26 protein-coding genes and 1 tRNA gene are annotated in these 25,367 nt (G+C 64.3%); 10 read left to right on the forward strand and 17 right to left on the reverse strand.

The genetic code is table 11. The features are described 5' to 3' along the window. Window positions 1–205: 205 nt before the first annotated feature. Complete coding sequence (locus tag BMI91_RS09155) at window positions 206–2,023, forward strand: M3 family oligoendopeptidase (RefSeq protein WP_078604743.1); 1,818 nt, start codon at window positions 206–208, stop codon at window positions 2,021–2,023. A 126-nt stretch (window positions 2,024–2,149) separates the two neighbouring features. On the opposite strand, the gene BMI91_RS09160 is transcribed toward BMI91_RS09155, so the two are convergent. The 5 genes from BMI91_RS09160 to lgt all read right to left on the reverse strand — a co-directional run bounded on the left by BMI91_RS09160 (window position 2,150) and on the right by lgt (window position 6,360). Then, a complete protein-coding gene (locus BMI91_RS09160) occupies window positions 2,150–2,824 on the reverse strand; it encodes a Hint domain-containing protein (protein WP_158522124.1) in 675 nt (224 codons plus the stop codon). Window positions 2,825–3,263: 439 nt separating this feature from the next. After that, window positions 3,264–3,419, reverse strand: a complete 156-nt coding sequence (locus BMI91_RS20030; RefSeq protein ID WP_158522125.1) for a hypothetical protein — start codon at window positions 3,417–3,419, stop codon at window positions 3,264–3,266. A 181-nt stretch (window positions 3,420–3,600) separates the two neighbouring features. Beyond that, window positions 3,601–4,353, reverse strand: coding sequence for a peptidoglycan editing factor PgeF (gene pgeF / locus BMI91_RS09165; protein ID WP_078605105.1), 753 nt, complete (start codon window positions 4,351–4,353; stop codon window positions 3,601–3,603). A gap of 25 nt (window positions 4,354–4,378) precedes the next feature. Further along, window positions 4,379–5,461, reverse strand: coding sequence for a class I SAM-dependent methyltransferase (locus BMI91_RS09170; RefSeq protein WP_078604745.1), 1,083 nt, complete (start codon window positions 5,459–5,461; stop codon window positions 4,379–4,381). After that, a complete protein-coding gene (gene lgt, locus BMI91_RS09175) occupies window positions 5,458–6,360 on the reverse strand; it encodes a prolipoprotein diacylglyceryl transferase (RefSeq protein WP_093477065.1) in 903 nt (300 codons plus the stop codon). The genes BMI91_RS09170 and lgt overlap by 4 nt, the downstream gene beginning before the upstream one ends. Window positions 6,361–6,486: 126 nt before the next feature. Here lgt and BMI91_RS09180 point away from each other — a divergent pair, with 126 nt between their 5' ends. Further along, window positions 6,487–6,735 carry an accessory factor UbiK family protein gene (locus BMI91_RS09180; RefSeq protein WP_078520603.1) on the forward strand — a complete coding sequence of 83 codons (249 nt, stop codon included), beginning with the start codon at window positions 6,487–6,489 and terminating at the stop codon, window positions 6,733–6,735. A gap of 309 nt (window positions 6,736–7,044) precedes the next feature. Here the strand turns inward: BMI91_RS09180 and BMI91_RS09185 are convergent, their stop codons facing one another. Further along, a complete protein-coding gene (locus tag BMI91_RS09185) occupies window positions 7,045–8,055 on the reverse strand; it encodes a PhoH family protein (protein WP_078520536.1) in 1,011 nt (336 codons plus the stop codon). A gap of 512 nt (window positions 8,056–8,567) precedes the next feature. Here BMI91_RS09185 and BMI91_RS09190 point away from each other — a divergent pair. Continuing rightward, window positions 8,568–8,936: a hypothetical protein gene (locus BMI91_RS09190; protein WP_078542121.1), complete on the forward strand. Its 369-nt coding sequence runs from the start codon at window positions 8,568–8,570 to the stop codon at window positions 8,934–8,936. A 77-nt stretch (window positions 8,937–9,013) separates the two neighbouring features. Here the strand turns inward: BMI91_RS09190 and miaB are convergent, their stop codons facing one another. Continuing rightward, the gene (miaB, locus tag BMI91_RS09195) at window positions 9,014–10,336 is read right to left on the reverse strand and encodes a tRNA (N6-isopentenyl adenosine(37)-C2)-methylthiotransferase MiaB (protein WP_078604747.1); all 1,323 of its coding nucleotides are present in this window, start codon (window positions 10,334–10,336) and stop codon (window positions 9,014–9,016) included. 151 nt (window positions 10,337–10,487) lie between these two features. Here miaB and BMI91_RS09200 point away from each other — a divergent pair, with 151 nt between their 5' ends. The 3 genes from BMI91_RS09200 to hemP all read left to right on the forward strand — a co-directional run bounded on the left by BMI91_RS09200 (window position 10,488) and on the right by hemP (window position 11,861). Beyond that, window positions 10,488–11,372, forward strand: coding sequence for a glycosyltransferase family protein (locus BMI91_RS09200; protein ID WP_078604748.1), 885 nt, complete (start codon window positions 10,488–10,490; stop codon window positions 11,370–11,372). Between the two features lie 175 nt (window positions 11,373–11,547). Continuing rightward, on the forward strand, window positions 11,548–11,715 hold the full coding sequence (locus tag BMI91_RS20035) for a hypothetical protein (protein WP_158522126.1): 168 nt from the start codon (window positions 11,548–11,550) through the stop codon (window positions 11,713–11,715). Further along, the gene (gene hemP / locus BMI91_RS09205; RefSeq protein ID WP_075774069.1) at window positions 11,712–11,861 is read left to right on the forward strand and encodes a hemin uptake protein HemP; all 150 of its coding nucleotides are present in this window, start codon (window positions 11,712–11,714) and stop codon (window positions 11,859–11,861) included. Before BMI91_RS20035 ends, hemP begins: the two co-directional genes overlap by 4 nt. Window positions 11,862–11,967: 106 nt before the next feature. On the opposite strand, the gene BMI91_RS09210 is transcribed toward hemP, so the two are convergent. Next, window positions 11,968–12,041: transfer RNA gene (locus BMI91_RS09210), tRNA-Gly, on the reverse strand. A 36-nt stretch (window positions 12,042–12,077) separates the two neighbouring features. Further along, window positions 12,078–12,746: an SOS response-associated peptidase gene (locus tag BMI91_RS09215; RefSeq protein ID WP_078604749.1), complete on the reverse strand. Its 669-nt coding sequence runs from the start codon at window positions 12,744–12,746 to the stop codon at window positions 12,078–12,080. Between the two features lie 79 nt (window positions 12,747–12,825). On the opposite strand from BMI91_RS09215, the gene BMI91_RS09220 reads away from it, so the two are divergent. The 3 genes from BMI91_RS09220 to arsC are packed head-to-tail and all read left to right on the forward strand — an operon-like array spanning window position 12,826 to window position 14,542. Next, window positions 12,826–13,164 carry a DUF952 domain-containing protein gene (locus tag BMI91_RS09220; protein WP_078520541.1) on the forward strand — a complete coding sequence of 113 codons (339 nt, stop codon included), beginning with the start codon at window positions 12,826–12,828 and terminating at the stop codon, window positions 13,162–13,164. Window positions 13,165–13,169: 5 nt separating this feature from the next. Next, complete coding sequence (locus tag BMI91_RS09225; protein WP_078605106.1) at window positions 13,170–14,222, forward strand: quinone-dependent dihydroorotate dehydrogenase; 1,053 nt, start codon at window positions 13,170–13,172, stop codon at window positions 14,220–14,222. Continuing rightward, entirely contained in the window at window positions 14,213–14,542 is a 330-nt protein-coding gene (arsC, locus tag BMI91_RS09230) for an arsenate reductase (glutaredoxin) (RefSeq protein WP_078548712.1), read from the forward strand. The genes BMI91_RS09225 and arsC overlap by 10 nt, the downstream gene beginning before the upstream one ends. Before the next feature lie 185 nt (window positions 14,543–14,727). Here arsC and BMI91_RS09235 read toward each other — a convergent pair whose 3' ends face one another. The 8 genes from BMI91_RS09235 to acs form a co-directional block, all read right to left on the reverse strand. Further along, window positions 14,728–16,824, reverse strand: coding sequence for a 3'-5' exonuclease (locus BMI91_RS09235; protein ID WP_078604750.1), 2,097 nt, complete (start codon window positions 16,822–16,824; stop codon window positions 14,728–14,730). Further along, window positions 16,824–17,213: a response regulator transcription factor gene (locus tag BMI91_RS09240; RefSeq protein WP_078522624.1), complete on the reverse strand. Its 390-nt coding sequence runs from the start codon at window positions 17,211–17,213 to the stop codon at window positions 16,824–16,826. Before BMI91_RS09240 ends, BMI91_RS09235 begins: the two co-directional genes overlap by 1 nt. 4 nt (window positions 17,214–17,217) lie before the next feature. Continuing rightward, window positions 17,218–17,754 carry a hypothetical protein gene (locus BMI91_RS09245; protein ID WP_078522623.1) on the reverse strand — a complete coding sequence of 179 codons (537 nt, stop codon included), beginning with the start codon at window positions 17,752–17,754 and terminating at the stop codon, window positions 17,218–17,220. 9 nt (window positions 17,755–17,763) lie between these two features. Then, window positions 17,764–19,593 (reverse strand): DUF294 nucleotidyltransferase-like domain-containing protein, encoded by a 1,830-nt coding sequence (locus BMI91_RS09250; protein ID WP_078604751.1) that lies wholly within the window; start codon window positions 19,591–19,593, stop codon window positions 17,764–17,766. A 93-nt stretch (window positions 19,594–19,686) separates the two neighbouring features. After that, entirely contained in the window at window positions 19,687–21,426 is a 1,740-nt protein-coding gene (locus tag BMI91_RS09255; protein WP_078522621.1) for a sodium:solute symporter family protein, read from the reverse strand. Between the two features lie 21 nt (window positions 21,427–21,447). After that, the gene (locus BMI91_RS09260) at window positions 21,448–21,705 is read right to left on the reverse strand and encodes a DUF4212 domain-containing protein (protein ID WP_075774060.1); all 258 of its coding nucleotides are present in this window, start codon (window positions 21,703–21,705) and stop codon (window positions 21,448–21,450) included. Between the two features lie 63 nt (window positions 21,706–21,768). After that, window positions 21,769–22,461: an adenylate kinase gene (locus BMI91_RS09265; RefSeq protein WP_371326891.1), complete on the reverse strand. Its 693-nt coding sequence runs from the start codon at window positions 22,459–22,461 to the stop codon at window positions 21,769–21,771. Then, complete coding sequence (gene acs / locus BMI91_RS09270) at window positions 22,461–24,428, reverse strand: acetate--CoA ligase (RefSeq protein ID WP_078604752.1); 1,968 nt, start codon at window positions 24,426–24,428, stop codon at window positions 22,461–22,463. The genes BMI91_RS09265 and acs overlap by 1 nt, the downstream gene beginning before the upstream one ends. A gap of 423 nt (window positions 24,429–24,851) precedes the next feature. Here acs and BMI91_RS09275 point away from each other — a divergent pair, with 423 nt between their 5' ends. Further along, window positions 24,852–25,349 (forward strand): HugZ family pyridoxamine 5'-phosphate oxidase, encoded by a 498-nt coding sequence (locus BMI91_RS09275; protein ID WP_078604753.1) that lies wholly within the window; start codon window positions 24,852–24,854, stop codon window positions 25,347–25,349. Window positions 25,350–25,367 lie beyond the last annotated feature (18 nt).

Here is a 25,367-nt window from a genome sequence, read left to right on the forward strand (position 1 = left end):
TCCCCCTAGTCTTTTATTTATGTCTAGGCCCTGTACCCCGCGAGTAAAAGGCGATGGCCGATGTTATGCAACGCGCCGCGTCCGGGAAAAGTTCATTTCATAGCATCTGCCGAAAAATTGTGCAGCACCGAGCGACCCCGCGCCCTTGTCAGGGCGGCGCCCCTGCCCCTATCTGGAAAGCAACCGATCAGACACGAGGAACCTCATGACGCTCACACCCCGCCGCCCCGTTTTCGATGCGAATTCAAATGCAGGGGCGTTCGGCGATCTGCCCGAATGGGATCTGAGCGATCTCTACCCCGCACCCGACGCGCCGGAACTGACCAAGGACATGGCATGGCTGGAAAAAGCCTGCGCCGAGTTCGCCGCCGATTACGAAGGCAAGCTGGCCGATCTTGATGCCGCGGGCATGGCAGAGTGCATCAAGCGCTACGAGGAAATCGACGAGAAAGCGGGCCGCGTGATGTCCTATACGGGCCTGCGCTATTACCAGAACACGACCGACCCGGCGCGGGTGAAGCTGCTGTCCGATGCGCAGGACAAGATCACCACCTACACCACGCCGCTCGTCTTCTTCAGCCTCGAATTCAACCGCATCCCGGACGAGACCTACGAGGCCGTCTTCGCCGATTCGAAAGTCGCCCGCTACAAGCCGGTGTTTGACCGGATGCGCGCGATGAAGCCCTATCAGCTCTCCGACGAGCTGGAGAAATTCCTCCACGATCAATCGGTCGTCGGCGCCGCCGCCTGGAACCGCCTCTTCGACGAGACCACCGCAGCGCTGGAATTCGAGGTGCAGGGCGAAAAGCTGAGCCTTGAGGCCACCACCACCCTTCTCTCCGACCACAATCGCGAAAAGCGCGAAGCGGCGGCGAAGGAGCTGGCGAATGTGTTCGGCGAGAACATCCGCACCTTCTCGCGCATCCACAATACGCTGGCGAAGGAAAAGGAAATCGAGGATCGCTGGCGCAAGATGCCGACCCCGCAGACCGGTCGCCACCTGTCGAACGACGTGGAGCCGGAAGTGGTGCAAGCGCTGCGCGACGCCGTGGTCGCGGCCTACCCGCGCCTGTCGCATCGCTACTACAAGCTGAAAGCGAAATGGCTCGGCCTCGACAAGCTGCAGATCTGGGACCGCAACGCGCCGCTGCCCACCGAGGCCCCGCGCGACATCATGTGGGACGAGGCGAAGGACACCGTCCTTGATGCCTATTCCGGCTTCGATCCGCGCATGGCCGACATCGCACAGCCCTTCTTCGACAAAGGCTGGATCGATGCGGGCGTGAAGCCGGGCAAGGCACCGGGCGCCTTCGCGCATCCGACCGTGACGACCGTCCACCCCTATGTGATGCTCAACTACCTCGGCAAACCGCGCGACGTGATGACGCTGGCGCATGAGCTGGGCCACGGTGTCCATCAGGTACTGGCCGCAAAACAGGGCGAGATGCTGGCCAACACGCCGCTGACGCTGGCCGAGACGGCGTCGGTCTTCGGCGAGATGCTGACCTTCCGCAAGCTGCTGGCCGCCGCGACGACCAAGGAAGAGCGCAAGACGCTTCTGGCCGGCAAGGTCGAGGACATGATCAACACGGTCGTCCGCCAGATCGCCTTCTACGATTTCGAGTGCAAGCTGCATGCAGCCCGCGCCGAAGGGGAGCTGACGCCCGAGGATATCAACGCGCTGTGGATGTCGGTGCAGGGCGAAAGCCTCGGCCCGGCATTCGAGTTCATGGAGGGCTATGAGACCTTCTGGTCCTACATCCCGCACTTCGTCCACTCGCCCTTCTACGTCTATGCCTACGCTTTCGGCGACGGTCTGGTGAACGCGCTCTACGCCGCCTACGAGGCCGCGCCCGAGGGCTTCCAGGACAAGTATTTCGCGATGCTGGAAGCGGGTGGCTCGATGCACCACAAGGAACTGCTCGCGCCCTTCGGCCTCGATGCGTCCGACCCGGCCTTCTGGGACAAGGGCCTGTCGATGATCGAAGGCTTCATCGACGAGCTGGAGGCGATGGAGGAGTAACTCTCCCACCCCTTTTCTGAAAACGAAAAAACGCCGCGCGAGGTTCTCAACGCGCGGCGTTTCCGTGACCGGCTCCCCACAAGCACTGTCAACTCCAACCGGAACCTTTACCCCTGAAGGCCCCGATCAGATTAGCATTTCTTCGACCTCGAACCGGGTCAGTCGCGGCGCGGCGAGCGGGCCGAACTCGCGCAGTTTGTCCATCTGCGGAAACAGCGCGAGGAAAAGCTCGACCATCCGCGGGTCGATCATCCGCTCGAACCCTTCGCCGGGATGGAAGCTCTCGACCTCCATGCCACCGACCTTGAGCGAGCCATGTTGCTCGAGCACCAGATGATAGGCGGAGACTGGCGAGATCGGCGTGACCTCGATGACACTCACCCCATCGACGAAGGCCGCGATCGGCGCATAGGCCGCCTCGATCCCCAGACGCCCGCGCAGCCGGGCATCGCGCAGGCAGATCCGCGCATGCGGGCCCAGCACCAGATCCTGCGACGGGCGGCCGTGTCCGAAGGCTTCGGCGGTCACGCGGATCATCCGCGCGGCCACGTCCTTCGCGGCCGGGAACATCGTCATCGACCCTTTCCAGGTGACGGTCTCGACGCGCTCGTCGGCGGTCAGAACCCGCATCCCGGGCACCAGATCCTCAACCGAGACCGGGCCTTCCTCGGTCGCGATCACGGCACCGCGCGCCAAAGCGGAGAACGCCTCTTCGAACAGCGGAATCGCCGGGGCGACGCGGGAGGTTTCTTCGATGAAGCCGTTCGCCTCCAGCCACCACGCGGCATAGCGGCGGGTCATCGCGGAGGCGCGCAGGGCGCGTTTCGGCGCATTCGGACTCGCACGCAAAGGGCGCGGCAGAGGCGGTTCAGTTTCGGTGGGACGTAGCGCGGCAGCTGCCGTCCGGTGGGGTAGATTCATGCGATAGGCCTTTCGGTCTTCTCACGGCTGCATCGGCCCCCACCGGTTGCAGAGAGACGCTCACAACATGGCTAAAACGTGCGAGGCCGTCAAATTATTGACGCGATTGTCTCGTGATCGCCGAGCAGTCAGCCCCTGCCCTAACGGCACGTTTCCCGACCGCGCACAAACGGCCACAGTCTCACCACATTCAAAGCGAATCACCCGCCCCCAGAGACACTGGAGACGGGTGATGAAAATGGCCGGGCGTGGCAGCGCCCGGCCAGGTCTCGCATTGCGATCAGCATGACCAATTACGATCGCCGCGCGAGAAGGGAGGTCACTGTGCGGCGCTGACCCGGCGCGGAGCGGACGCCACAGGGCGGCTGGCCTGCGAAGGGCGCGCCTTGCGGGCCCAGGGCATCCGCGTGTCGCAGTCGCGTGCGGAGGCCACGGCGGCTTTCATCCAGCGGCGGGTCGGTTGAGTCTTGTTCATCTCTTTGTCCCCTCGTCTCGAGATCGTTTTCGATCCGGTTCGGGACTGTTCTGCCCGCGCAATGGGGCCAGCATGGGGCGGGAGTTGGATTTTTTCGCGCAAGGAAACGAAGGAATGCGGCAAGGTCGATTGTTTCAGCAAGCCCGTCCGCCCCGCGTAGCGCGCTGTCCGCGCGCCCGGATCAGAGCCGGATCGCCGAGAGCAGACGCCCGTAATCGACCTCGCCCGCGTGGGTCGTGCGGCGATAGGAATAGAAGCGCTCGGGCTCCTGATAGGTGCAGCGGCGCATCCATTCCGCCTCGCCGACGCCTGCCTCGCGCAGCCGGTGCAGCGAAAAGCTCGGCAGGTCGAAATGCGGCTTGCCCGAGGGCCCGGGCGAGAAGAACCGGCTGTAGTCCATGTCCTCCATCAGGAACTGCTCCATGAAGTCTTCGCCGACCTCGTAGGAATGGACCGAGATGCACGGCCCGATCACCGCGGTGACGTTCTCGCGATGCGCGCCCAGACGCTCCATCGCGTCGAGCGTGTTCTCCAGCACCCCCTCCATTGCGCCGCGCCAGCCCGCATGGGCCGCGCCGATCACGCCCGCTTTCGGATCGGAGAACAGCACCGGCTGGCAATCTGCGGTCAGGATCGAGATCGCGATTCCCGGCACCTTGGTCACGGCCGCATCGGCGCGCGGCGGCGGATCGGTGATCTCCTCGATCACCGCGACATCGGGCGAATGCACCTGATTGACGCCTTGCAGCGCATTCAGCTCCACGCCCATCGCATCGGCGGCCCGGGCGCGATTGGTGCGCACCGCCTCGCTTTGATCCGACGAGCCGGGACCGCAGTTGAGCCCTGCGAAAATACCCGAGGAGGCCCCGCCCTTGCGTGTGAAGAACCCGTGCTTCACGGTTCCCAAGGCGGGTGAGGTCAGAATTTCGAGCATCGTCGACATCGCGTTCCTCAATAGCTCAGACGGTCTTCGGATCGAACCCCGGCGGCAGCGGCGCAGCAGGTGCGACGAGGGCCAGAGCTTGGAACAGGTGACCCATTTCCTCGGGGTGGGTCAAGCGGCGATGCGCGGCGATATGGGTCTCGCGCGCGGCTCCCGATAACGCCTGCGCGAGGCGCTGCGCCCGTGCCGTGATGCCGAGCCGCTCCAGCAGAACGCCCTGCGCAGTCATCCCCGAGACGGCGGCCCCCGCGTCTTGTGCGGCCTGCGCCAGAGGCTCGAAATCGACATGGGCGGTCAGGTCCGCCTCGCCGGGCTCCGCAAACGGATCGACGGGCTCATGGCCCTTGAGCGCCTGAAACGTGTCGCCCTTGGAATGCCAGTTGCCATAGTCGATCAGCAGCGCCGCGCCGCCTTGGTTTGCAATCCGCGCCGCTAGCGTCTCGGTGAAGTTCACCGCGGCTGCGCAGGTCTCGACCACATCGCCCGGCACGGTGTCGGCCATGCGCGGCTCCAACGCCTCGAGACGCGACGGCGGCGCGAGGCCGGGCGTCAGCGTGCCGTCGTCGGACAGCCCCACCTGCCGCTCGGCCCAGCCGTCGCCGTCCCGCTGGAACTGCCGGATCGGCAACGCGTCGAGAAACTCGTTCGCGACGAGGAACAGCGGCCCCTCGGGCAGGCCGTCGATGGTCTCGTGCCACGTGACATGATGCGGCGCGAGCGTCTCGCGCTGGATTTCGCGCAAGGTGGGCGAGGCCTCGATCAGATGGACCTGCGCGGCCTCCACCATCCCCGGCACCGCCTTCATCGCGCGCAGCATATCGGCCATCAGCGTGCCACGCCCCGGCCCGGCCTCGGCCAGCACGAAGGGCGCGGGCCGACCCTGATCGAGCCACGCCTGCGCCAGACACAGCCCCAGCATCTCGCCGAACATCTGGGAAATCTCCGGCGCCGTAATGAAATCGCCTGCGCGCCCGAACGGATCGCGGGTCGCGTAATAGCCATGCTCGGGATGCAGCAGGCAGGCGCTCATATAGCGGTCGAGCCGCATCGGCCCCTCCGCAGCGATCTGCGCGGCAAGGATGTCGCCCAGCGGGGTCACGAGGCTTTCGGCGCCCGAAGCGCGCGGATCACGAAATACAGCCCCACCGCGATCATCGGCAGCGACAGCACCTGCCCCATCGTCAGACCCCAGCCATCGGTGAAGCGGATCACGTGGCCGTAGGGATTGCCGAGGGTCACGAATTGCGGATCACCCTGCCGGAACAGCTCGACAAAGGCGCGCGCGGCGCCATAGCCCATCAGGAACACGCCGAGGCTCAGGCCCGGGCGTTTCAGCGAGCGGCCGAACCACACCATGCCCCACAGTATCAGCCCCAGCAGCAGCCCCTCCAGCCCCGCCTCATAGAGCTGCGAGGGATGGCGCGCGCAGGTGCCATCGACCTGCCCCGCGATCCCGAGGCAGGTCTGCGCCAGCTCACCGGGGAAGATCACGCCCCACGGCACGTCCGTAGGCCGCCCCCAAAGCTCCGGCTTGATGAAATTCGCGATCCGCCCGAGGAACAGCCCGATCGGCGCGACCAGCGCCATCGCATCGGCCAGTTGCAGCTTCGGCACGTCATGCCGTCGCGCGAACCACCACCCCGCGAGCAGCGTGCCCAGAAAGCCCCCGTGGAAGGACATGCCGCCCTGCCAGACCTTCACGATATCGAGCGGATGCGCCAGATACCACGCGGGTTCATAGAACAGGATGAAGCCAAGCCGCCCGCCCAGCACCACGCCGATGATCACCGCCGTCAGCAGGTCCTCGACCTTGCCCGGCTTCATCGGCGCGCGGTTCTGAGGCCAGAGCGTATCGCGCTTCATCAGCGCCACGATGATCTGCCAGCCCGCGATCAGCCCCGCGATATAGGCCAGCGCATACCAGCGGATCGGCAGGCCGAGACCGGGGATCGTGATGGCGACCGGATCGAAATCAGGGAAGGGAATGGCGAGAGGCAGCAAGGCGGTCTCCTGTCAGAAATCGCCGCGAGAAAGCCCTGCGCGGGCCGGGAAGTCAACCTTGCCAGCGAGGCCGCCGCAGCCCATATAGACAGGGAAGCAAAAATTGACCGCAAGGGGATGCCGATGCAGCCGCCCAACAAGATGTTCGACGAAATGTCCAAGCTGATGACCAACGCGATGGGTGTGGCCCAAGGCGCGAAGGACGAGGCCGAGACGGCGATGAAAAGCTGGATGGACCGCTGGCTGGCCGACCGCGACCTCGTGACCCGCGAGGAATTCGACGCGGTTCGTGCGATGGCGCAGAAAGCGCGCGAGGAGAACGAGGCACTGAAGGCCCGCATCGAAGCGCTCGAAGGCAAGTCCGAGAGCTGAACTCTTCGCGATGGAATTTGAAAACGCCCGGTCTTTATGGCCGGGCGTTTTTCATGGGGGACCCGTTCGGGGGCGACCAGCCCCCGGGCCGCGCCCGACCCTCCCCCCGGGAGGGCGCATTGGCGATGTCACCGCGGGCACGAATTTCGTTCGGGCTTGCGAGATAAAGCGCCAAGCCACCCACGCTACAAAGCGCCCACCCAAGGGTCGGGCGCGTCCCTCTGTCAGACTTCCAGACACATCACCACAAACCAAAATGCCCGCGCCGAGGCGCGGGCAGATTGAAACTCCGTCGAAAGCCTCGCGGCCTTACGTGCCCTCTGCCTGGTCGTAGGCGTCGATGATCTTCGCGACCATCGGGTGGCGCACCACGTCTTTCGCGGTGAAGTAGTTGAAGCTGATCCCCTCGACATGGCCGAGGATACGCTCTGCATCCTGCAGCCCCGAGGGCATCCCGCGCGGCAGGTCCACCTGAGACCGGTCGCCGGTGATCACCATCCGCGAGCCTTGGCCCAGACGGGTCAGGAACATCTTCATCTGCATGGTCGAGGCGTTTTGCGCCTCGTCCAGCACCACGAAGGCGTTCGACAGCGTGCGACCGCGCATGAAGGCGAGCGGTGCGATCTCGATCCGCTTCTCCTCCAGCAGCTTCGCAAGTTGCTTGGCCGGCAGGAAGTCGTTCAGCGCGTCATAGAGCGGCTGCATGTAAGGATCGACCTTGTCCTTCATGTCGCCGGGCAGGAAGCCCAGACGCTCGCCCGCCTCGACGGCCGGACGCGACAGGATGATCTTGTCGACATGACCACCGATCAGCATGGTCACACCCACAGCCACCGCGAGATAGGTCTTGCCGGTGCCCGCAGGCCCGATCCCGAAGGCCAACTCGTGTTCGAAGAGATGCTTCACATAAGCCTTCTGTGCCTCGGTGCGCGGCTCGACCTGCTTCTTGCGGGTGCGGATCTCGAACTTGCCTGCCTCGAACATCTCGAGTTGCTCGTCGACCGTGGTCCCGGTGCCGCCCAGATCGGCCATGCGCAGCGCCGCATCGACCTCTTCGGCGTCGATCGGCTTGTTCTGTTCAAGGCGTTGATACAACTGATGCAGCACGGCGGCGGCTTGCGATTGCGCTTCGGGCTCGCCCACCACGGCCAGTTGGTTGCCACGCCGAAGGATGTGAACCTGCAGCTTGTGCTCTATCTGGGCCAGGTTGCGGTCGAATTCACCGCAAAGATCGATCAGCAGCCGGTTGTTGGGGAACTCAAGAAGCGTCTCGTGAGCATCCTGAGAGCGAGGCGGGGGTGTGATCGCGCTGAAGCCCAAATACAGAGTCTCCTTAGCTGGTTTGGTAAAGATATGGTGCCTGCCTCGGGGGATTCACGCAAGCACTGGTTTCCCGCCCTCCTAGGCGCGGCAGCAATTTTCATCAAACTGAAACCAAAAAACGCAGGCGCGGTTCCGCTTGGCGGCATTGCCTATTTATTAGGCAAAACTGGTTTCGCAAGGGGATGCGTGACGATATGCTGACCGAGGATGCCACCTCTTCGCCGCACCGCATCATGGCCCCCGAATCGCTGGCGGTGAAAAAAGGGCCTCCGCGGCTCAGAAAAAGGCTGCAAAAGCCAAAGCCCCCACAACCCTAGCGCGAGCACTGTCGCAACAATCGGAACACCCGCTGTCTTTTTCGGCTATTGTTCTCACAAACCCGGCAAATATCGACAATCTCTCGCCAATTTAGGTTTATTCAGGGCAAACTGCACCCTGACGGCGCTCGGGTCGGAGGGATCTTGAGCGCCGCATGTTATTCCGCTGCCCGATCAGGAGAGTCTCGAGAGATGAAGACCATTGCAATCACCGCCGCCGCGTTGCTCACCGGTATGGCGTTCGCTGGCGCCGCACAGGCCGGTACGAGCTGCTACACCGGCCCGGTCGGGCGCGATCACGTCAACAACCAGACCGTCTGCGGACCGACCCGCAAGCAACAGATTCATATCGACTGCTTCCGCGGCCCGTGGCGCGAGACGATCTGGGATCACCCGCAGGGCAGCTTCGTCGATGATCTGGTGGCCTTCGGTTACGATTACGGCGATGCGAACGGCCTCGCGACTCAGATCTGCAAGAACGAGAGCCTCGTGGGCAATCCCGAAGGTCTGCGTAGAGAGCTTCTGAAAGCGATCGCGAACGACCCGCCTGGCCCGAACTGATCGTTCAGGGTTATCTAATCAAAAAGGGCCGCGGAACACGCGGCCCTTTTCATTTGAGGCGTCGACGCGACGAGAGCTCAGATCAACTCGCCCGCCAGCGAATTCGGCGCCGTGCCGGTGATCCGCACCTTCGCCAGAACGCCGGGGCCAAGCCCCTCGCCCGAGACATGAACCGCCTGCAGGTAGTCGGACTTACCGACCCACTGGCCGTCCAGCCGCCCGGGTTTCTCGAAGAGCACGCTCACTTCGCGCCCGATCATGCTCTCCTGACAGGCCCGCTGTTGCGAGGTCAGAAGCGCCTGAAGCTCCTGCAGCCGCGCATCGGCGACCTCGGCCGGCACCGCGCCCTTCGCGCCTGCCGCGGGCGTGCCCGGACGCGGCGAGTATTTGAACGAATAGGCCATGCCGTAATTGACCTTGCGGATCAGCGCCATCGTGTCCTCGAAATCCTGATCGGTCTCGCCGGGGAAGCCCACGATGAAATCGCCCGAGATCACGATGTCGGGGCGCGCGGCGCGAATGCGCTCGATCAGGCGGATATAGCTCTCCGCCGTATGCTTGCGGTTCATCGCCTTGAGGATCTTGTCCGAGCCCGATTGCACCGGCAGATGCAGATAGGGCATCAGCTTCGGCTCGTCGCCATGGGCCGCGATCAGATCGTCTTCCATGTCATTCGGGTGCGAGGTGGTGTAGCGGATACGCTCCAGCCCATCGATCTTGGCAAGCGACCGGGCCAGCCGCGCGAGCGACCAGTCACCCCCCTCACCTTCGCCGTGATAGGCGTTGACGTTCTGACCCAGCAGCGTGATCTCGCGCACGCCTTTCTCCACCAGCGCCTGCGCCTCACGCAGGATCTTGTCCGCCGGGCGCGAAACCTCGGCCCCGCGCGTGTAAGGCACCACGCAGAAGGCGCAGAACTTGTCGCAGCCCTCCTGCACCGTCAGGAACGCGGTCGGGCGCGCCTGCACGGGCCGCGCGGGCAGATGGTCGAACTTGTCTTCCAGCGGGAACTCGGTCTCGACGGGGCGCGCGCCATTATCGGTCCGCGCGACCAGTTCGGGCAGCTTGTGATAGCTTTGCGAGCCGACGACCAGATCCACCAGATCCGAGCGCCGCAGGATCTCGTCGCCCTCGGCCTGCGCGACACAGCCCGCGACGCCGATCTTCAGGTCGGGTTTGGCCTCCTTGAACGGACGCAGACGCCCCAGATCGGAATAGACCTTCTCGGCCGCTTTCTCGCGGATATGGCAGGTGTTGAGCAGCACCATATCCGCCGCGCCCACATCGTCGGTCAGCTCATAGCCCTTGGCGCCCATGGCCTCGGCCATGCGCTCGCTGTCATAGACGTTCATCTGACAGCCATAGGTTTTGATATGCAGCTTTTTCGGAGCGTCGCTCATGCCAATCCTCGCGCGTCTTTCCAGCGGGCCTGATACAGCCAAATCACCCTTTCCCGCAAGGTCGCGCATGGCGCGGGCCGTAAAGGCTTGATTTCATGCGGGCCTTCCCCGATCCTGCGCCCGAAGACCCCGCGAAAGGGCTGCATCGGGCATGAAATATTCCTCGCTGATCGATTTTCTCACCCGCCAGAGCGCGGCGCTGTCCAAAGGCCCGGTCGGCGTGATCCTCGCGGAGGACGGGGTCGAGCTGGAGAGCACGATCCGCCACCATATCGACCTCGGGTTTCCGGTGCTGCTGGTTCTGGGCCATGCCGCGATGGACCTGCCGGACGATCTGGCCGCCGACAGCCCGACGAAAATCTACCGCATCGATTTCGAGCTGAACCGCCGCGACGCAGCCCCCCTCGCGATCAACCCGATCATCGCGGCCGTGCCCGTCGGAACCTGGCTCTATTACTGCTTCAACGCGGAATACCTGTTCTTCCCCTTCTGCGAGAGCCGCTCGATCGGCGAGGTACTGAGCTTTCATACCGAAGAACGCCGCGCCTCGATGCTGAGCTATGTGATCGACCTCTATACCGGCGATCTGGAGGCGCATCCGAACGGCGTCGATACCGAGAATGCGATGTTCGACAAGGCAGGCTATTACGCGCTGGCCCGGCTCGATCCCGAGAACCACGACCATCCGAAAGAGCGGCAGCTTGATTTCTACGGCGGGCTGCGCTGGCGCTTCGAGGAGCATGTCCCCGCCCAGCGCCGCAAGATCGACCGGATCGCCCTGTTCCGCGCCAAGTCCGGCCTGAAGCTGCGCCCCGATCACACGTTCAACGACGAGGAATACAACACCTATTCCTGCCCTTGGCACCATAACCTGACCTGTGCCACCGCCTCGTTCCGGGTCGCGAAAGCGCTGAAGTTCAATCCCGGGTCGACCTATGACGTGCACAGTTTCACCTGGGTCAATTCCGAACGCTTCAACTGGTCGAGCCAGCAGCTCATGGATCTGGGTCTGATCGAACCCGGCCAGTGGTTCTGATCCGCCCTTCCAACTGATCCCGGATGGTTCCCGAATTATGTCTGCGCGGGCGCAGAGTGATCTGTGCAATTCCTTAGTAAAAGAATCGCCTTTACAATTCCGATCATTTCACTCAGGTTATTTCCATCAGCCAGTCGATCCCCGACGAGCCGCTTTCGCGAGATGGAGACCGGAGATGAAACGCCCCTCTTCCCCCGGCCCCCGATACCGGGCCGACACGCATGTTGATATCGATCCGCCGCTGAGCCTGCGCGACATCGTCGAGGCGCTGTGCAGCGGTTTCCCCCCGGGCCAGAGCGCGCTCGAAGCGACGCTCGACCGGATCGAAGGAGGCCGCAGATGAGCATCAATGAAAGCTTCGCCAACGCCCTACCCGTCCATGACGCAGAGGTGCTGACCGGCAAGGGCAACCTCGCCCATATCGTGCTGGACGGTCAGGTCTATACGCTGCGCATCACCAAGGCAGGCAAGCTGATCCTGACCAAATGAGCGCAGTCCTGCGCCATCCACAGATCCCGAACGTCTGAAGCCGCCCGATCGTCCCTCGGGCGGTTTTTCTGTGTCAAAGACGCCTATCGCAGTGATCTGGGGGAGATGGAGCGGGTGATGGGAATCGAACCCACGTCTTCAGCTTGGAAGGCTGCGGCTCTACCATTGAGCTACACCCGCGCTCTGGCCTCTCCTTAGCGGTCCACGCCGCGCCGTTCAAGCGCGATCCGCAAGAGGTTCGCGCAAACCCGGCCCCGAGGCGCGGTTCGAATTGACCTCCTGCCCCACGCGCCACGCCTGCAGGATGCCCTCGGGCCTTGGCTGCATCAGGGTCGCCGCGCCATGGCCTTCCTCGCCCAGCCATTTCGCCCAATCGGCTTGCTCGAGAACCAGCGGCTCGCGGTGATGGATCGGGGCGAGCGTCGGCCCCGCCGGCAAGGTCACGATGGCGCAGGTGGTCAGCAACTCGCCCCCCTTCTCCCAGTCCTGCCAGAGCCCGCCGAACACCATCGGCGCGCCGTCCGTGCGCGAAACGTAGAAGGGCAGCTTCGCCTCGCCCTCGCGATGCCATTCATAAAACCCCTCCGCCGGGATCAGGCAGCGCCGCGACCGGATCGCTTCTCGGAAGGCAGGTTTCTCCGCCACGGTCTCGGACCGCGCATTGATCAGCAAAGGCCCGTCCGTCGGTGTCTTGTACCAATGCGGGATGAAGCCCCAGCGCATCGCCCGCAACTGCCGCTGCCCCTCACCGGAGACACAGACCGGCAGGCTCTGGGTCGGGCAGATGTTGAACCGCTCGCCACCCGGCACGTCATTGCCCGGCACCGCCTTGAACAGACGCGCCATCGCATCGACGGGAAGAGTGTTGGCCATACGTCCGCACATGGCACAAAGCTATGCCCCTACGCGCGCGGCACAAGCCCCACGCTTGACCGGACGGCGCTTTTTCGGGCAAGGGAAAGCCATGTTGATTTACAAAATCCTCCGCCGCCCCGAATGGGATGCATTTCGCGAAGCCGGGCACACGCTCGGCGCGCCGGTCGACCTTGCGGACGGCTATATCCATTTCTCCACCGCCGATCAGGTAGTCGAAACGGCTGCGAAACATTTCGCGGGCGAATCCGATCTGGTGCTGGTCGCCTTCGACTCCACCGCGATGGGCGCAGATCTGAAATGGGAGCCCTCGCGCCGCGATCAGCTCTTCCCGCATCTCTACCGCCCGCTGAATCTCAGCGAAGTCGTCTGGGACCACGCCCTGCCCCTGGGGGCTGCGGGCCATATCTTCCCGAAGGAAATGTCGTGACCACCCTGATCGAGCGCGTGGGCCTTGCAGCCTTCCAGAAGATCGACCCGGAAAAGGCCCATGGCCTCTCGCTGCGCGCATTGCGGATGGGGCTCGCACCGCTGCCCGGCCCGATCACTTCGCCGCGGCTGAAGACCGATCTGGCGGGGATGTCGCTTCTGAACCCGGTGGGGCTCGCCGCAGGCTTCGACAAGAACGCAGAGGCCGTGCCGCAGCTGATGCGCGCGGGTTTCGGCTTCATCGAAGTCGGTGCCGCGACGCCCCGCGCGCAGGAAGGCAACCTGCCGCCCCGCCTCTGGCGCCTGCCCGCCGACCGCGCCGCGATCAATCGCTTCGGCTTCAACAATCAGGGCATGGAGCCGATCACCGAGCGGCTGGCAAAGCGCCCGCAAGGCATTCCGGTGGGGCTCAATCTGGGCGCCAACAAGGATGCCGCCGACCGCGCGAAAGATTTCGCGACCGTGCTGGCCCATGCCGGCCCGCATCTCGATTTCGCGACGGTCAACGTCTCCTCGCCCAACACCGAGAAGCTGCGCGACCTGCAGGGCAAAGCCGCGCTGTCGGCGCTGCTGGCAGGCGTGATCGAGACCCGCGACTCCCTAGCGCGGCGCATCCCCGTCTTCCTGAAAATCGCCCCCGATCTGAGCGCCGAGGAACTGGCCGAAATCGCCGAGGTCGCGCTGGAAAGCGGGATCGACGGGATCATCGCGACCAATACGACGCTTTCGCGCGAGGGCCTGACCTCGCCCAACCCCTCCGATCAGGGCGGCCTCTCCGGCGCGCCTTTGTTCGAGAAATCGACCCACGTTCTGGCGCAGCTGTCGCAGCATACCGCAGGCGCGCTGCCGCTGATCGGCGTGGGCGGCGTGGGCTCCGCCGAACAGGCCTACGAGAAAATCCGCGCAGGCGCCTCGGCGGTGCAGCTCTATACCGCGATGGTGTTCTCGGGCCTCTCGCTCGCCGCCGATATCGCGCGTGGCCTCGATCGGCTTCTGGAACGCGACGGCTTCGCCAGCGTTTCCGAGGCAATCGGCACCGGGAGGGACAAATGGCTGTAACGATCTGGCACAATCCGCGCTGCTCGAAATCGCGCGAGACCTTGAGGCTGCTCGAAACCCGCGGGATCGCCCCTGAGGTGCGCGACTACCAGAAAGAGCCGCCGACCATGGCCGAGCTGCAGGACGCGCTGATGAAACTCGGCCAGCCCGCCGCCGCGATGATCCGCTGGAAGGACACGGATCTGCCCAAAGACGCCGATGAGAATGAGATCCTCTCGGCCCTTACAGCCAATCCGAAGCTGATCGAACGCCCGCTCGTGCTGACGGACACTGCCGCCCGCATCGGGCGCCCACCCGAGACGGTTCTCGAAATCCTTTAAGATTGAGGGGCGCTGCCCCTCTTCGGCTCCGCCGAATTCACCCCGGGATATTTCAATCAAGGAGAAGCAAAACAGCCTCTTCGCCTTGGCCAAAATATCCCGGGGGAATCTCCGGAGGAAATGGGGGCAGCGCCCCCTCTTCCTTAAGTCTTGTCGCCCTACGGCGACGGGGGGGGGCAGCGCCCCTACCCGTTCAGATCCTTGATCAGCCGCCCGTGTTTGCGCAGCTCGGCCACCAATTCGCCGAAGGTCCGCAAGCCCCGCGCCTGCAGCGCCGGGAGCATCTTCAGGAACGCATCCGCCGTCGCGACCGTATCGCCGATCGCGGTGTGGCGCGCTTCCTCGGGGATGGTGATGCCGAGGCGATGGGTCAGCGCGTCGAGCGTGTGGCTCTCGGATTGCCCGAACACCACCGCCGACAGCAGCACCGTGTCGAGGATCGGGTGATCGAACCGTTCGCCGATCGCCACCTCCTTGCGATGCAGGAATTCCATGTCGAAAGGCGCGTTATGCGCGATCAGCACCGCACCCTCGGCGAAGCGGTGGAAATCGCGCCCCACCTGCGCAATGTCCGGCGCGCCTTCGACCATCGCGTTCGAGATGCCATGCACCTCGGTCGAGCCGGGCGGGATCGAGCGCTTGGGATCGACGAGCGTGTCGAAGACCTCGGTATCGATCCGCCGACCGTTGACGATGCGCACGGCGGCGATCTGCACGATCTCGTCGCCCTCGGTGGGCAGCAGGCCCGTGGTCTCGGTGTCGAAGACGACATAGGTCAGATCGGTCAGCGGCGTGTCGGCGATTTCGGCCACGCGCTCGCGCGAGAGCAGGTCGAAATCATAGACCACCGCGCGCGGCACCGGCTTCGGGCGCTTGGTGACATGGCGCGCTTCGCGCAGCGGGATGCAGAGCCGCGCACGCGTGTCGCCCAGCTTCTCGGGCCAGATTTCGGCGGCATGGGTGGTCAGCACGCGATGCCCGGTGACATCCTCCAGCCCGACATCGAGCGGCTGATCGAGCCAGCGCTCCAGCTCGGAGATCGGGACCGGCGCGCCTTCCCATTCCAGCGCGATCAGCGCTCCGGGGCCGTCCTCGGTGATCTCCAGCCGGAAATCGCGCCGGTCGGTCAGGCGGCGCACCAGCCCCGCCAGCAGGGCCACCATCTCGAAGCCCTCGCAGCGTAGCATCAGCCCCGCGGTGACCGGCAGGATCGCCCCGCCCTCGGCGGTCACCCGCGCGGCCACCGCCTGACCCAGATCGGAGGCGCGGATCATCGCGAGCGGCCACCAATCGGCGCGGTTCGCCTCGTGGCGCTCGAAGAATTCGTGGATCGCGGCGGAGAGGTGATGGGCCTCGGAATTGGCGGCCTCACGGACGCGGTCGCGCTCGGGGCCCGGCGCGGGGCCGTCATCGGCGGTCAGCACCCCGATCAGCGATTGCAGGGCTGCGGCAGGGCGGCGGATGCGGTCGAACAGCTCGTCCATCAACTGCTCGCGCTGCGCATGAGAGGCCATGTCGCCCGAGACATCGCGCAGCGTCAGCACATAGCCCGGGCGCGCGCTCAGATGGTGATCCTCGCCCTCCGACAAAAGCCGCATCCGGGCGGCGAGCACCCGGCCCTCCGCCTTCGTCGAACACAGCAGATCCGAGGCCGCATCCGGGTCTTCGGTGGCCAGAAGCCGGTCATAGGCATGGGCAATCGGCGGCTGGTTGAGATAGTCGAAGACGCGCCGATCCAGCCCCGGCGCATGGGCAGAGCCCATGAGTTCCACCGCCTGCCCGTTATAGAAGGCCAACTGATGATCGGCGGTGCAAAGCAGCACGCCCACCGGCACATCCGACAAGAGCGCCTCGAGCCGTTCCTTTTCCTGCGCGAGCCGCGTGGTCTCGCGCTGCACGGCTTCGGTCAGGGCGTTGCGGGTCTCCGACAGGTGGCGCGTAACCGAGGCGGCGGCAGGCGCCAGATCGCCCAGATAACGCGCGATATCGGCGTCCATATCGCCCTCGATCTCGGCCGTGGTGCGGGCGCGCAGCATCCCCGAGAGCCGCTCGATCGGCTTGGCCACGTTCTCGTCGAAGAGAAACCAGATCCACGCGATCAGCCCGAGGATCACGAAGCCCGCAACCGCGCCGCCGATCACCATCGCATTCAGAAGCTCAGGGTCGCCAAGCCGGGTGAAGCCGAACCACAATCCCGCCACCAGCGCCACCAGATTGCCGAGCGCCAAGGCGGCGAAGAACAGAAACACCCGGGTGCGCAGGGAAAGCCGGGTGAGGTCCATCAGGCCGTCTCCCCGTCGAGAATGCGGTGGACCTCCTCGCGCAACTCGCGCAGCTCGAAGGGTTTGGCGATGAAACCGTCGGCACCGAGCGCGAGGCCCTTGCGGCGCTCCATCGCGGAGCCGCGCGCAGTCATCATCAGGATCTTCACATCGCCGAGGCCCTTATCGGCGCGCACGCCCTCGCAGATCTCGTAGCCCGAGACCTCGGGCAGCATCACGTCAAGGAGCACCAGATCGGGGCGGGTCTCGCGGATTTTCTCCAGCGCGCCGCGCCCGGTATCGATCCGGTCATGCTCGAACCCCTCGCGGCTCATCAGATAGTCGAGCGCGATGGCGATATTGTCCTCATCCTCCACGATCAGGACGCGATGTTTCCTCCCCCCCGGCATGGTCTCATCCTCCTGCGCATACCGCTTTCAGCCCCGGGTCGTCGGGCGTGAGTTTCAGCCAGCCGCCGCCCGACAGCTCTCCGTCTTTCGTCAGCGTGGCCCCGTTCACCAGATCGGCGCGGCTGTCGGTCTTGCAGTCATAGACCGTCGGCACCGTCTGCAAATTCTGCCAGCGCCCGATCAGCAGCAGATCCGTCTCGGCCAGCTCCGGCTTGCCCGCCACCGGATGCTCCACCTTGCCCGCATCGACCGCCATGAAACGCGTGACCATCGGCACAAGGTAGGTCCAGGGCCGCCACGGCACGCTCTCGTCGATCGGCTGCAGCACGACGACCGTATCGGGCATCTCGGAGCGCATATTGGGGAACCACGAATACTCGCTCCAGACCGTATAGCCGATCAGCGCCGCCCCGATGGCTGCGGGCATCGCCCATTTCGGCAGCTTCTCGCCGCGGAACCTCTTGCTCAGATGCGAGAGCAGGAAGACCACGAGGGCGGCCAGCAGGCCCGCAGCAAGGGTCGAGATGAAGTCGTTCGTCATAAGCTCTCCTCAGCTCATCGCGCCTTTGCCGTGACCGGCGGCCGATTGCATGGTGCGCACCACCACGAAGGCGTCGCGCAGATGCGAGCGTTCGAAATCGGACAGGTCCGAGGGTGCAAGATAATTGTCGGGCTTGCGCCCCGAGCGCGCGAGATGCGCCTGGTTCTCCAGCCGCATCGACGCGATCAGATCATAGGCCTCGACCAGATCACGCGCGCCGGAATGGCTCAGCACGCCGGCATGTTCGGCCTCGATCAGACGGGCGCGGGTGTTCACCTCCGGAAGGCGGCCCTGCAGCGCGTAGATGCGCGCCAGATCGGTCACCGGGACCACGCCGTTATGCTTCATGTCGATATGGTTGCGATGCTCGCCCGAGCGGATCGTGGCGAAGCCCCGGATCAGGCCGAGCGGCGGGTGATGCTTGAGGCTGTTGGCGATCATATGGGCCACGAAGATCGAGTTCTTCGACGCCTTCGCCAGGGTCTCTTTCTGCAACTGCTGGAACAGCCCCGCCCCGTTGCCGCCGATCGCGCGCAGATCGAACATCACCGAGGCGAGCATCTGCGCCTCGGGGTTGGGCTTGGCGATCCAGCCGCGGAAATAGTCGCGCCAGACGCGGACCGGCTGACACCAACGCGGGTTCGTCGCCATCATGTCGCCGGGGCAATAGACGTAGCCGCAGGCATCCAGCCCGTCCGAGACGATTTTCGCGAGCTGGCGGAAATACTCCATATCCGCTTCGGTCACGGCGTCGTCGAGGATCAGGCAATTGTCCTGATCGGACACCCCGGTCTGCTCCTGACGCCCCTGCGAGCCGCAGGCCAGCCACAGATAGGGCACCGGCGGCGGCCCCAGCGCCTCCTCGGCCATCTTCAGCAGGCGGCGCGTGACCGCATCGGCGATATCGGTGATCAGCCGGGTAATGACCTCATGCGCGTGATGCCCGCCCACGAGCTGCACCAGAAGCTGCGGGATACGCGCGGTGACGGTAGCCATTTCCGGCACGGTCTCGGCGCCCGCCACATCGCGGATCAGCACGGCCGAGCTGACGGCCTGAAAGCGGGTCAGATCGGTTTGGGTGATCATGCCCACGAAGCGCCCGCGATCGGTGATCGGCAGGTGACCGACGCGCTTTTCCAGCATGACATGCAGAAGGTCGGTACCCAGCCCCTCGGGGGGCAGCGTCACCGGATCAGGGGTCATCACCTCGCCCACCGGCGTATCGGGCGCGCGGCCTTCGGCCAGAACCTTGTTCGACAGGTCGCGCACTGTGACGATGCCCACCAGCGCACCCTCGCCATCGGTCACGCCGAGCGAGGAGATATGCGCATCGCGCATCTGCCGCGCAGCCTCGGTGACGGTGGTCTCGGGCGCGCAGCCCATCGGCTCTTGCGCCAGAAGATCGGCGATCTTCATCGTCGCGATGGAATTGGTGCGGGTCTCGCCGCCGCGCACCCGGTTGAAGAAGCGCGCGAAGGCGGGGGTGTTTTGCGACAGCTCGCGGAACTCTTCGACCGGCAGCTCCAGCAAAACGGTCTCGGCGGTGGTGCGCGCGGTGGTCGCGGCCAGACCGTCGCGCATCAGCCCGCGCTCGCCAAAGGTGTTGCGCGCGCCGAGGATCGAGACCAGCGCCCCGTTCTGATCGGTGACTTCGACCGCGCCGCGCTTGATCAGGTAGATGCCCTTGAGCGGCTCGCGATAGGAGTAGACGGTCTCGCCCGCGGGCAATTCTCTGCGGCGGAAGGAACTGGCGACATGCTCCAGCTCGTTGCGCGACAGATTGTCGTAAGGGTGGACGCCTTCGAGAAATGCGAGGATCGGGGTCAGATCGGCGGCCATGATCTTGTCCTTTGGGTGGTGGCGGCGCCCCGAAGGGCGCCTGCCGAAGATTCAGAGGTCGGGACGAGGCGAACCCCGTCCCGCGCCGCTGTCTTAGTGGTCGACTGCCGCACCGGCGCCTTTCGGCACGCGGATCGACTCGACGAGCTCCTGGATATCTTCCGGGGTCTCTTTGGTCGCGTTCGACACGACATAGGCCACGATGAAGTTCAGGACCGCGCCGATAACCCCGAAGGAGGTCGACTTGATCGAGAGGATCATCGGGTTCGCATCCGTGAACGTGTTGGTGTCCGGGATGAAGAACCAGCCCTTGTGCAGGAAGATGTAGATCAGCGTGGTCGCGAGACCCGTGAGCATACCTGCAACAGCACCGGTGTTGTTGATGCGCTTCGTGAAGATGCCCATCATCAGTGCCGGGAAGATCGACGACGCTGCCAGACCGAAGGCCAGAGCCACCGTCTGTGCCGCGAAGCCGGGCGGGTTCAGACCCAGATAGGTCGCCACGACGATCGCCACGGCCATCGAGATACGGGCGGCCAGAAGCTCGCCTTTTTCCGAGATGCCCGGATTGATCTGCGACTTGATCAGGTCGTGCGAGACCGCCGACGAGATCGCCATCAGAAGACCAGCCGCCGTCGACAGAGCCGCAGCCAGACCACCGGCCGCCACCAGCGCGATCACCCAACCCGGCAGGTTGGCGATCTCGGGGTTGGCGAGCGTGATGATGTCGCGGTTCACGGTCAGTTCGTTTGCGTCGCTCGCATTGTACTCGATGCGGCCGTCGCCGTTCTTGTCGTCGAAGGACAGAAGACCGGTCTGGGCCCAGTTACGCACCCAAGCGAGGTTCTGGTCGTTCTCGATCGCGGTCATTTCCACGGCCGGCTCGTTCACGCCATTCGGGTAGAAGGTCGAAACGAGGTTCAGACGCGCCATCGCACCCACAGCCGGAGCGGTCAGGTAGAGAAGCGCGATGAACACCAGCGCCCAACCCGCCGAGGAACGCGCGTCGGCGACCTTCGGAACGGTGAAGAAGCGCACGATGACGTGGGGCAGACCGGCGGTACCGATCATCAGCGTCATGGTGAACAGGAACATGTTCAGCGTGGTGTCATGCTGGCCGGTGTAGGACGCGAAGCCCAGAGCCTCGACGGTGTCGTTCAGCGTCGACAGGATCGGCGCGCCGGTGTTGACGTCGTTCGAGAACAGGCCAAGACCCGGGATCGGGTTGCCGGTCAGCTGCAGCGAGATGAAGATCGCCGGGATGGTGTAGGCGATGATCAGCACGACGTACTGAGCCACCTGCGTGTAGGTGATGCCCTTCATGCCGCCCAGAACCGCGTAGAGGAACACGATCGCCGCGCCGATGAACAGGCCGGTGGTGTTGTCCACTTCGAGGAAGCGCGAGAACGCAACGCCCACGCCGGTCATCTGACCGATAACGTAGGTGATCGACGCAACGATAAGGCAGATAACGGCCACGGTGCGCGCGGTTTGCGAATAGAAACGGTCGCCGATGAATTCCGGCACGGTGAACTTGCCGAACTTGCGCAGATAGGGTGCAAGCAGCATGGCCAGAAGCACGTAGCCACCGGTCCAACCCATCAGATAGGTCGAGGTGTCGTAGCCGCCAAAGGCGATGAGGCCTGCCATCGAGATGAACGACGCGGCCGACATCCAGTCAGCGCCCGTAGCCATACCGTTGACGACCGGGTGAACGCCGCGACCCGCGGCGTAGAATTCCGACGTGGAACCCGCACGGGCCCAGATCGCGATGCCGATGTAGAGCACGAAAGTCGCGCCGACCACCAGCAGGTTGAGGGTAAACTGATCCATGTCCCTCTCTCCTCCCTGAGATTATTCTTCGACGCCGTGCTCGCGGTCCAGTTTGTTCATCCGCCACGCATAGGTGAAGATGAGCACCAGGAACACGAGGATCGAACCTTGCTGGGCGAACCAGAAGCCAAGATCAGTGCCACCAATTTTGATGCCTGCCAGCATCGGGCGCAGCAGGATGCCGAAGCCGAAGGACACGATGAACCAGATCACCAGAGAAATCTGGATGGTCCGGATATTCGCCTTCCAATAGGCGTTGGACGAGGATTTGTCCGCCATGAGACTAACTCCCTTTAGTTTCTCTCCAGACGGGCCCCTCATGGGCCCGCCCCTCCCCAAAATTCAGGCCGAGACGCGCTTTACGATCGACCCAAGGCCCGAGGCGATCTCGTCGATGGAGCCCATCGCGTCGATCTCCTCGAGAACACCGAGCGCCTTGTAATGGGCGATCAGCGGTGCCGTTTGCGCGTGGTAGGCCTCCAGCCTCGCGCGCGCCGTCTCGGCATTGTCGTCGGCCCGGCGTTTGAACTCCGTGCCGCCGCATTTGTCGCAAACACCCGCAACTTCGGGCTGTTTGAACTCGTCGTGATAGCCTTCGCCGCATTTGGCGCAGGTGTATCGGCCGGCGACGCGGGCGATCATCGCCTCGTCATCGACCTCCAGGCTGATCGCTGCGGTCACCGACTGGCCATTCTCCTCCAGAAGACCGTCGAGCGCCGCAGCCTGACCGGCGGTGCGTGGGAACCCGTCGAGGATCACCCCTTTCGCAACATCCGGTTCAGCCATGCGATCTTGCAGGATCGCCAGAACGATCTCGTCCGAGACGAGGCCGCCCTCCTCCATCACCGCTTTCGCGGCGAGACCGGCCTCGGTGCCCTGAGACACCGCGGCCCGCAGAAGATCGCCCGTCGAGAGCTGCACGAGGCCGAAGGTCTCTTCGAGCATCCGCGCCTGCGTGCCCTTGCCCGCGCCCGGAGGGCCGAGAAGGATCAGAACGGCAGGCTTGGTCTGCGTCATGGTCGTGCTGTCCGACATCATTTGTTCCCGCGATTTTCGATCAGATCATCGACGACCGACGGATCGGCCAGCGTCGAGGTGTCCCCGAGCGACCCGAAATCGTTCTCGGCGATCTTGCGCAGGATGCGGCGCATGATCTTGCCCGAACGGGTCTTCGGTAGGCCCGGCGCCCATTGGATGATGTCCGGTTTCGCGATCGGACCGATCTCGGTGCGCACCCACTTCTCGAGCTCCTTGCGCAGCTCGTCGGAGGGTTCGACATCGTTCATCAGCGTGACATAGGCGTAGATGCCCTGCCCCTTCAGCTCGTGCGGGTAGCCGACCACGGCAGCCTCTGCCACGGCCTGATGCGCGACCAGCGCGGATTCGACTTCCGCCGTGCCCATGCGGTGGCCTGAGACGTTGATCACGTCATCGACGCGGCCGGTGATCCAGTAGTACCCGTCGCTGTCGCGGCGGCAGCCGTCACCGGTGAAGTAATAGCCCTTGTACTGGCTGAAATAGGTCTCCTGGAAGCGCTCGTGGTCGCCCCAGATGGTACGCATCTGGCCCGGCCAGCTGTCCGAGATGCACAGCACGCCTTCGGTCTCGGTCTCGTCCTGCTTCACCGCTGTCTGCGGATCGAGCACGACCGGCTTCACACCGAAGAACGGACGGGTCGCCGAGCCGGGCTTCGTGGGCGTCGCGCCCGGAAGCGGGGTCAGCATGTGGCCGCCGGTCTCGGTCTGCCAGAACGTGTCGACGATCGGACATTTGCCCTTTCCGACGTATTTGTCGTACCAGGCCCAGGCTTCGGGGTTGATCGGCTCACCGACCGAGCCCAGCACTTTCATCGACGAGAGATCGTATTTCTCGACCCATTCCGGCCCCTGCCCCATCAGCGAGCGGATCGCGGTGGGCGCGGTGTAGAACTGGTTGACCTTGTGCTTTTCGCACACGGCCCAGAAGCGGCCCGCATCCGGATAGGTCGGCACGCCTTCGAACATGATCGTCGTCGCGCCATTCGCGAGCGGCCCGTAGACGATGTAGCTGTGGCCGGTGACCCAGCCCACATCGGCGGTGCACCAGAACACGTCGCCATCGTGGTAGTCGAACGTGTATTGCATCGTCATCGCCGCGTAGACGAGATAGCCGCCGGTGGTATGCACGACGCCCTTCGGCTTGCCGGTCGAGCCCGAGGTGTAAAGGATGAACAGCGGATCTTCCGCATTCATCGGACGCGGCGGACATTCGGGCGAGACGTTCTCCATCATCGCCTTCACGTCGACATCGCGACCGTCGATCCACGAGGTCTGGTCGCCGGTATGCTTCACGACGAGGCAGCGCACCTTGTCCGAGCAGTGCAGCAGCGCCGCGTCGGCATTCGCCTTGAGCGGCGTGCGACGGCCACCGCGCGGGGCGGTGTCGGCGGTGATGACGACCTTGGCGCCCGAGTCGTTAACCCGGTTGGCCAGCGCGTCGGGCGAGAAGCCCGCGAAGACGATCGAGTGGATCGCGCCGATACGCGCACAGGCGAGCATCGCGTAAGCCGCTTCCGGGATCATCGGCAGATAGATCACGACGCGGTCGCCGCGCATCACGCCTTGGCTCGAAAGCACGTTGGCGAAGCGGTTCACCTTCTCGGACAGCTCCTTATAGGTGATGTGCTGCGCCGGGGTTTCCGGATCGTCGGGCTCGAAGATGATCGCGGTCTGGTCGCCGCGCGTGGCGAGGTGACGGTCGATACAGTTCACGCTGGCGTTCAGCACGCCGTCCTCGAACCATTTGATGTCGACATGGCCGAAGGTGAAATCAGTGTTCTTCACCTTGGTATACGGCGTGATCCAGTCGAGGCGCTTACCCTCGCGGCCCCAGAACTTCTCCGGATCGGTGATCGATTCCTGATACATCTCGCGATATTTCGCGGCGTCGGCATGGGCGTTCTCGAAGCCCGGCGGGACCTCTTTGACCTCTGGAACCTGAGTCACCTTGTCTTGCGCAGTCATGAGCTTCCTCCCAGCAATTTCGCATTGCGGCACGGCGTGTCCGCATGTCGCCCGCGTGATAGTGCAGGCCCTCTACCCCGCGCCACTGTAACTCAAAGGTTAAGATTCATGTAACCCCCTTTATACGCTACATATTTCTGTAAATTTTTTGACACCGATTGCGCTAACGCTGTAAATGCACGGAAATGAGGCAGAAAATAGGCGAGCCAATTCAAGTGCTTGCCTGTAGCGTTTCCGCTCGGACCCGACTGAATTTGAAAATCGACCGCACGGTTAAAATCATGCCGCGGCTGCGACGAGACGAATCGGACGCTCAGAATGATTCGGCGCGCGACCTTCCGTTACGGCATCCTGTGGATAACTTCGACGATTGTCGCCCGCAGGCCCGCGCCCTACCATCGCGCCGCCTTGAAGGAGCCTCCCATGCCGCAGCAGACCCCGCCGACCAACCCGATCCGCCCCACGGATGATGAGGCCCGCGCCTTGGCGCAAAGCCTGATCCGAGAAGCCCGGTTCGGCGCGCTTGGCACGCTCGACCCGGATACAGGCGCGCCGGTCGTGACGCGCGTCGCCCTCGGCCCCGGCCCGCAAGGGGAGCTGTTAACCTTCGTTTCCAGCCTCGCAGCACACACGACCGCCCTGCTGCAAGATCACCGGGCCGGGCTATTGCTCGGCGAGCCCGGCACAAAAGGCGATCCCCTCACCCATCCCCGGCTCTCGTTGCAGGTCGAGGCGCATGCCATTCACCGCGACGATCCCGCCTTCCCGGCGATGCGCGACCGCTGGCTCTCCGATCATCCGAAATCGAAGCTCTATATCGACCTGCCCGACTTCTTCTTTTTCGATCTCCGCGCGACCTCGGCGGCTCTCAATGGCGGCTTCGGCCGCGCCTTTCGTCTGACGCCCGCAGACCTGACATAAAAACAGCGCGCAGGACTT

The organism is Thioclava sediminum, from assembly GCF_002020355.1.
Lineage (GTDB): Bacteria > Pseudomonadota > Alphaproteobacteria > Rhodobacterales > Rhodobacteraceae > Thioclava > Thioclava sediminum.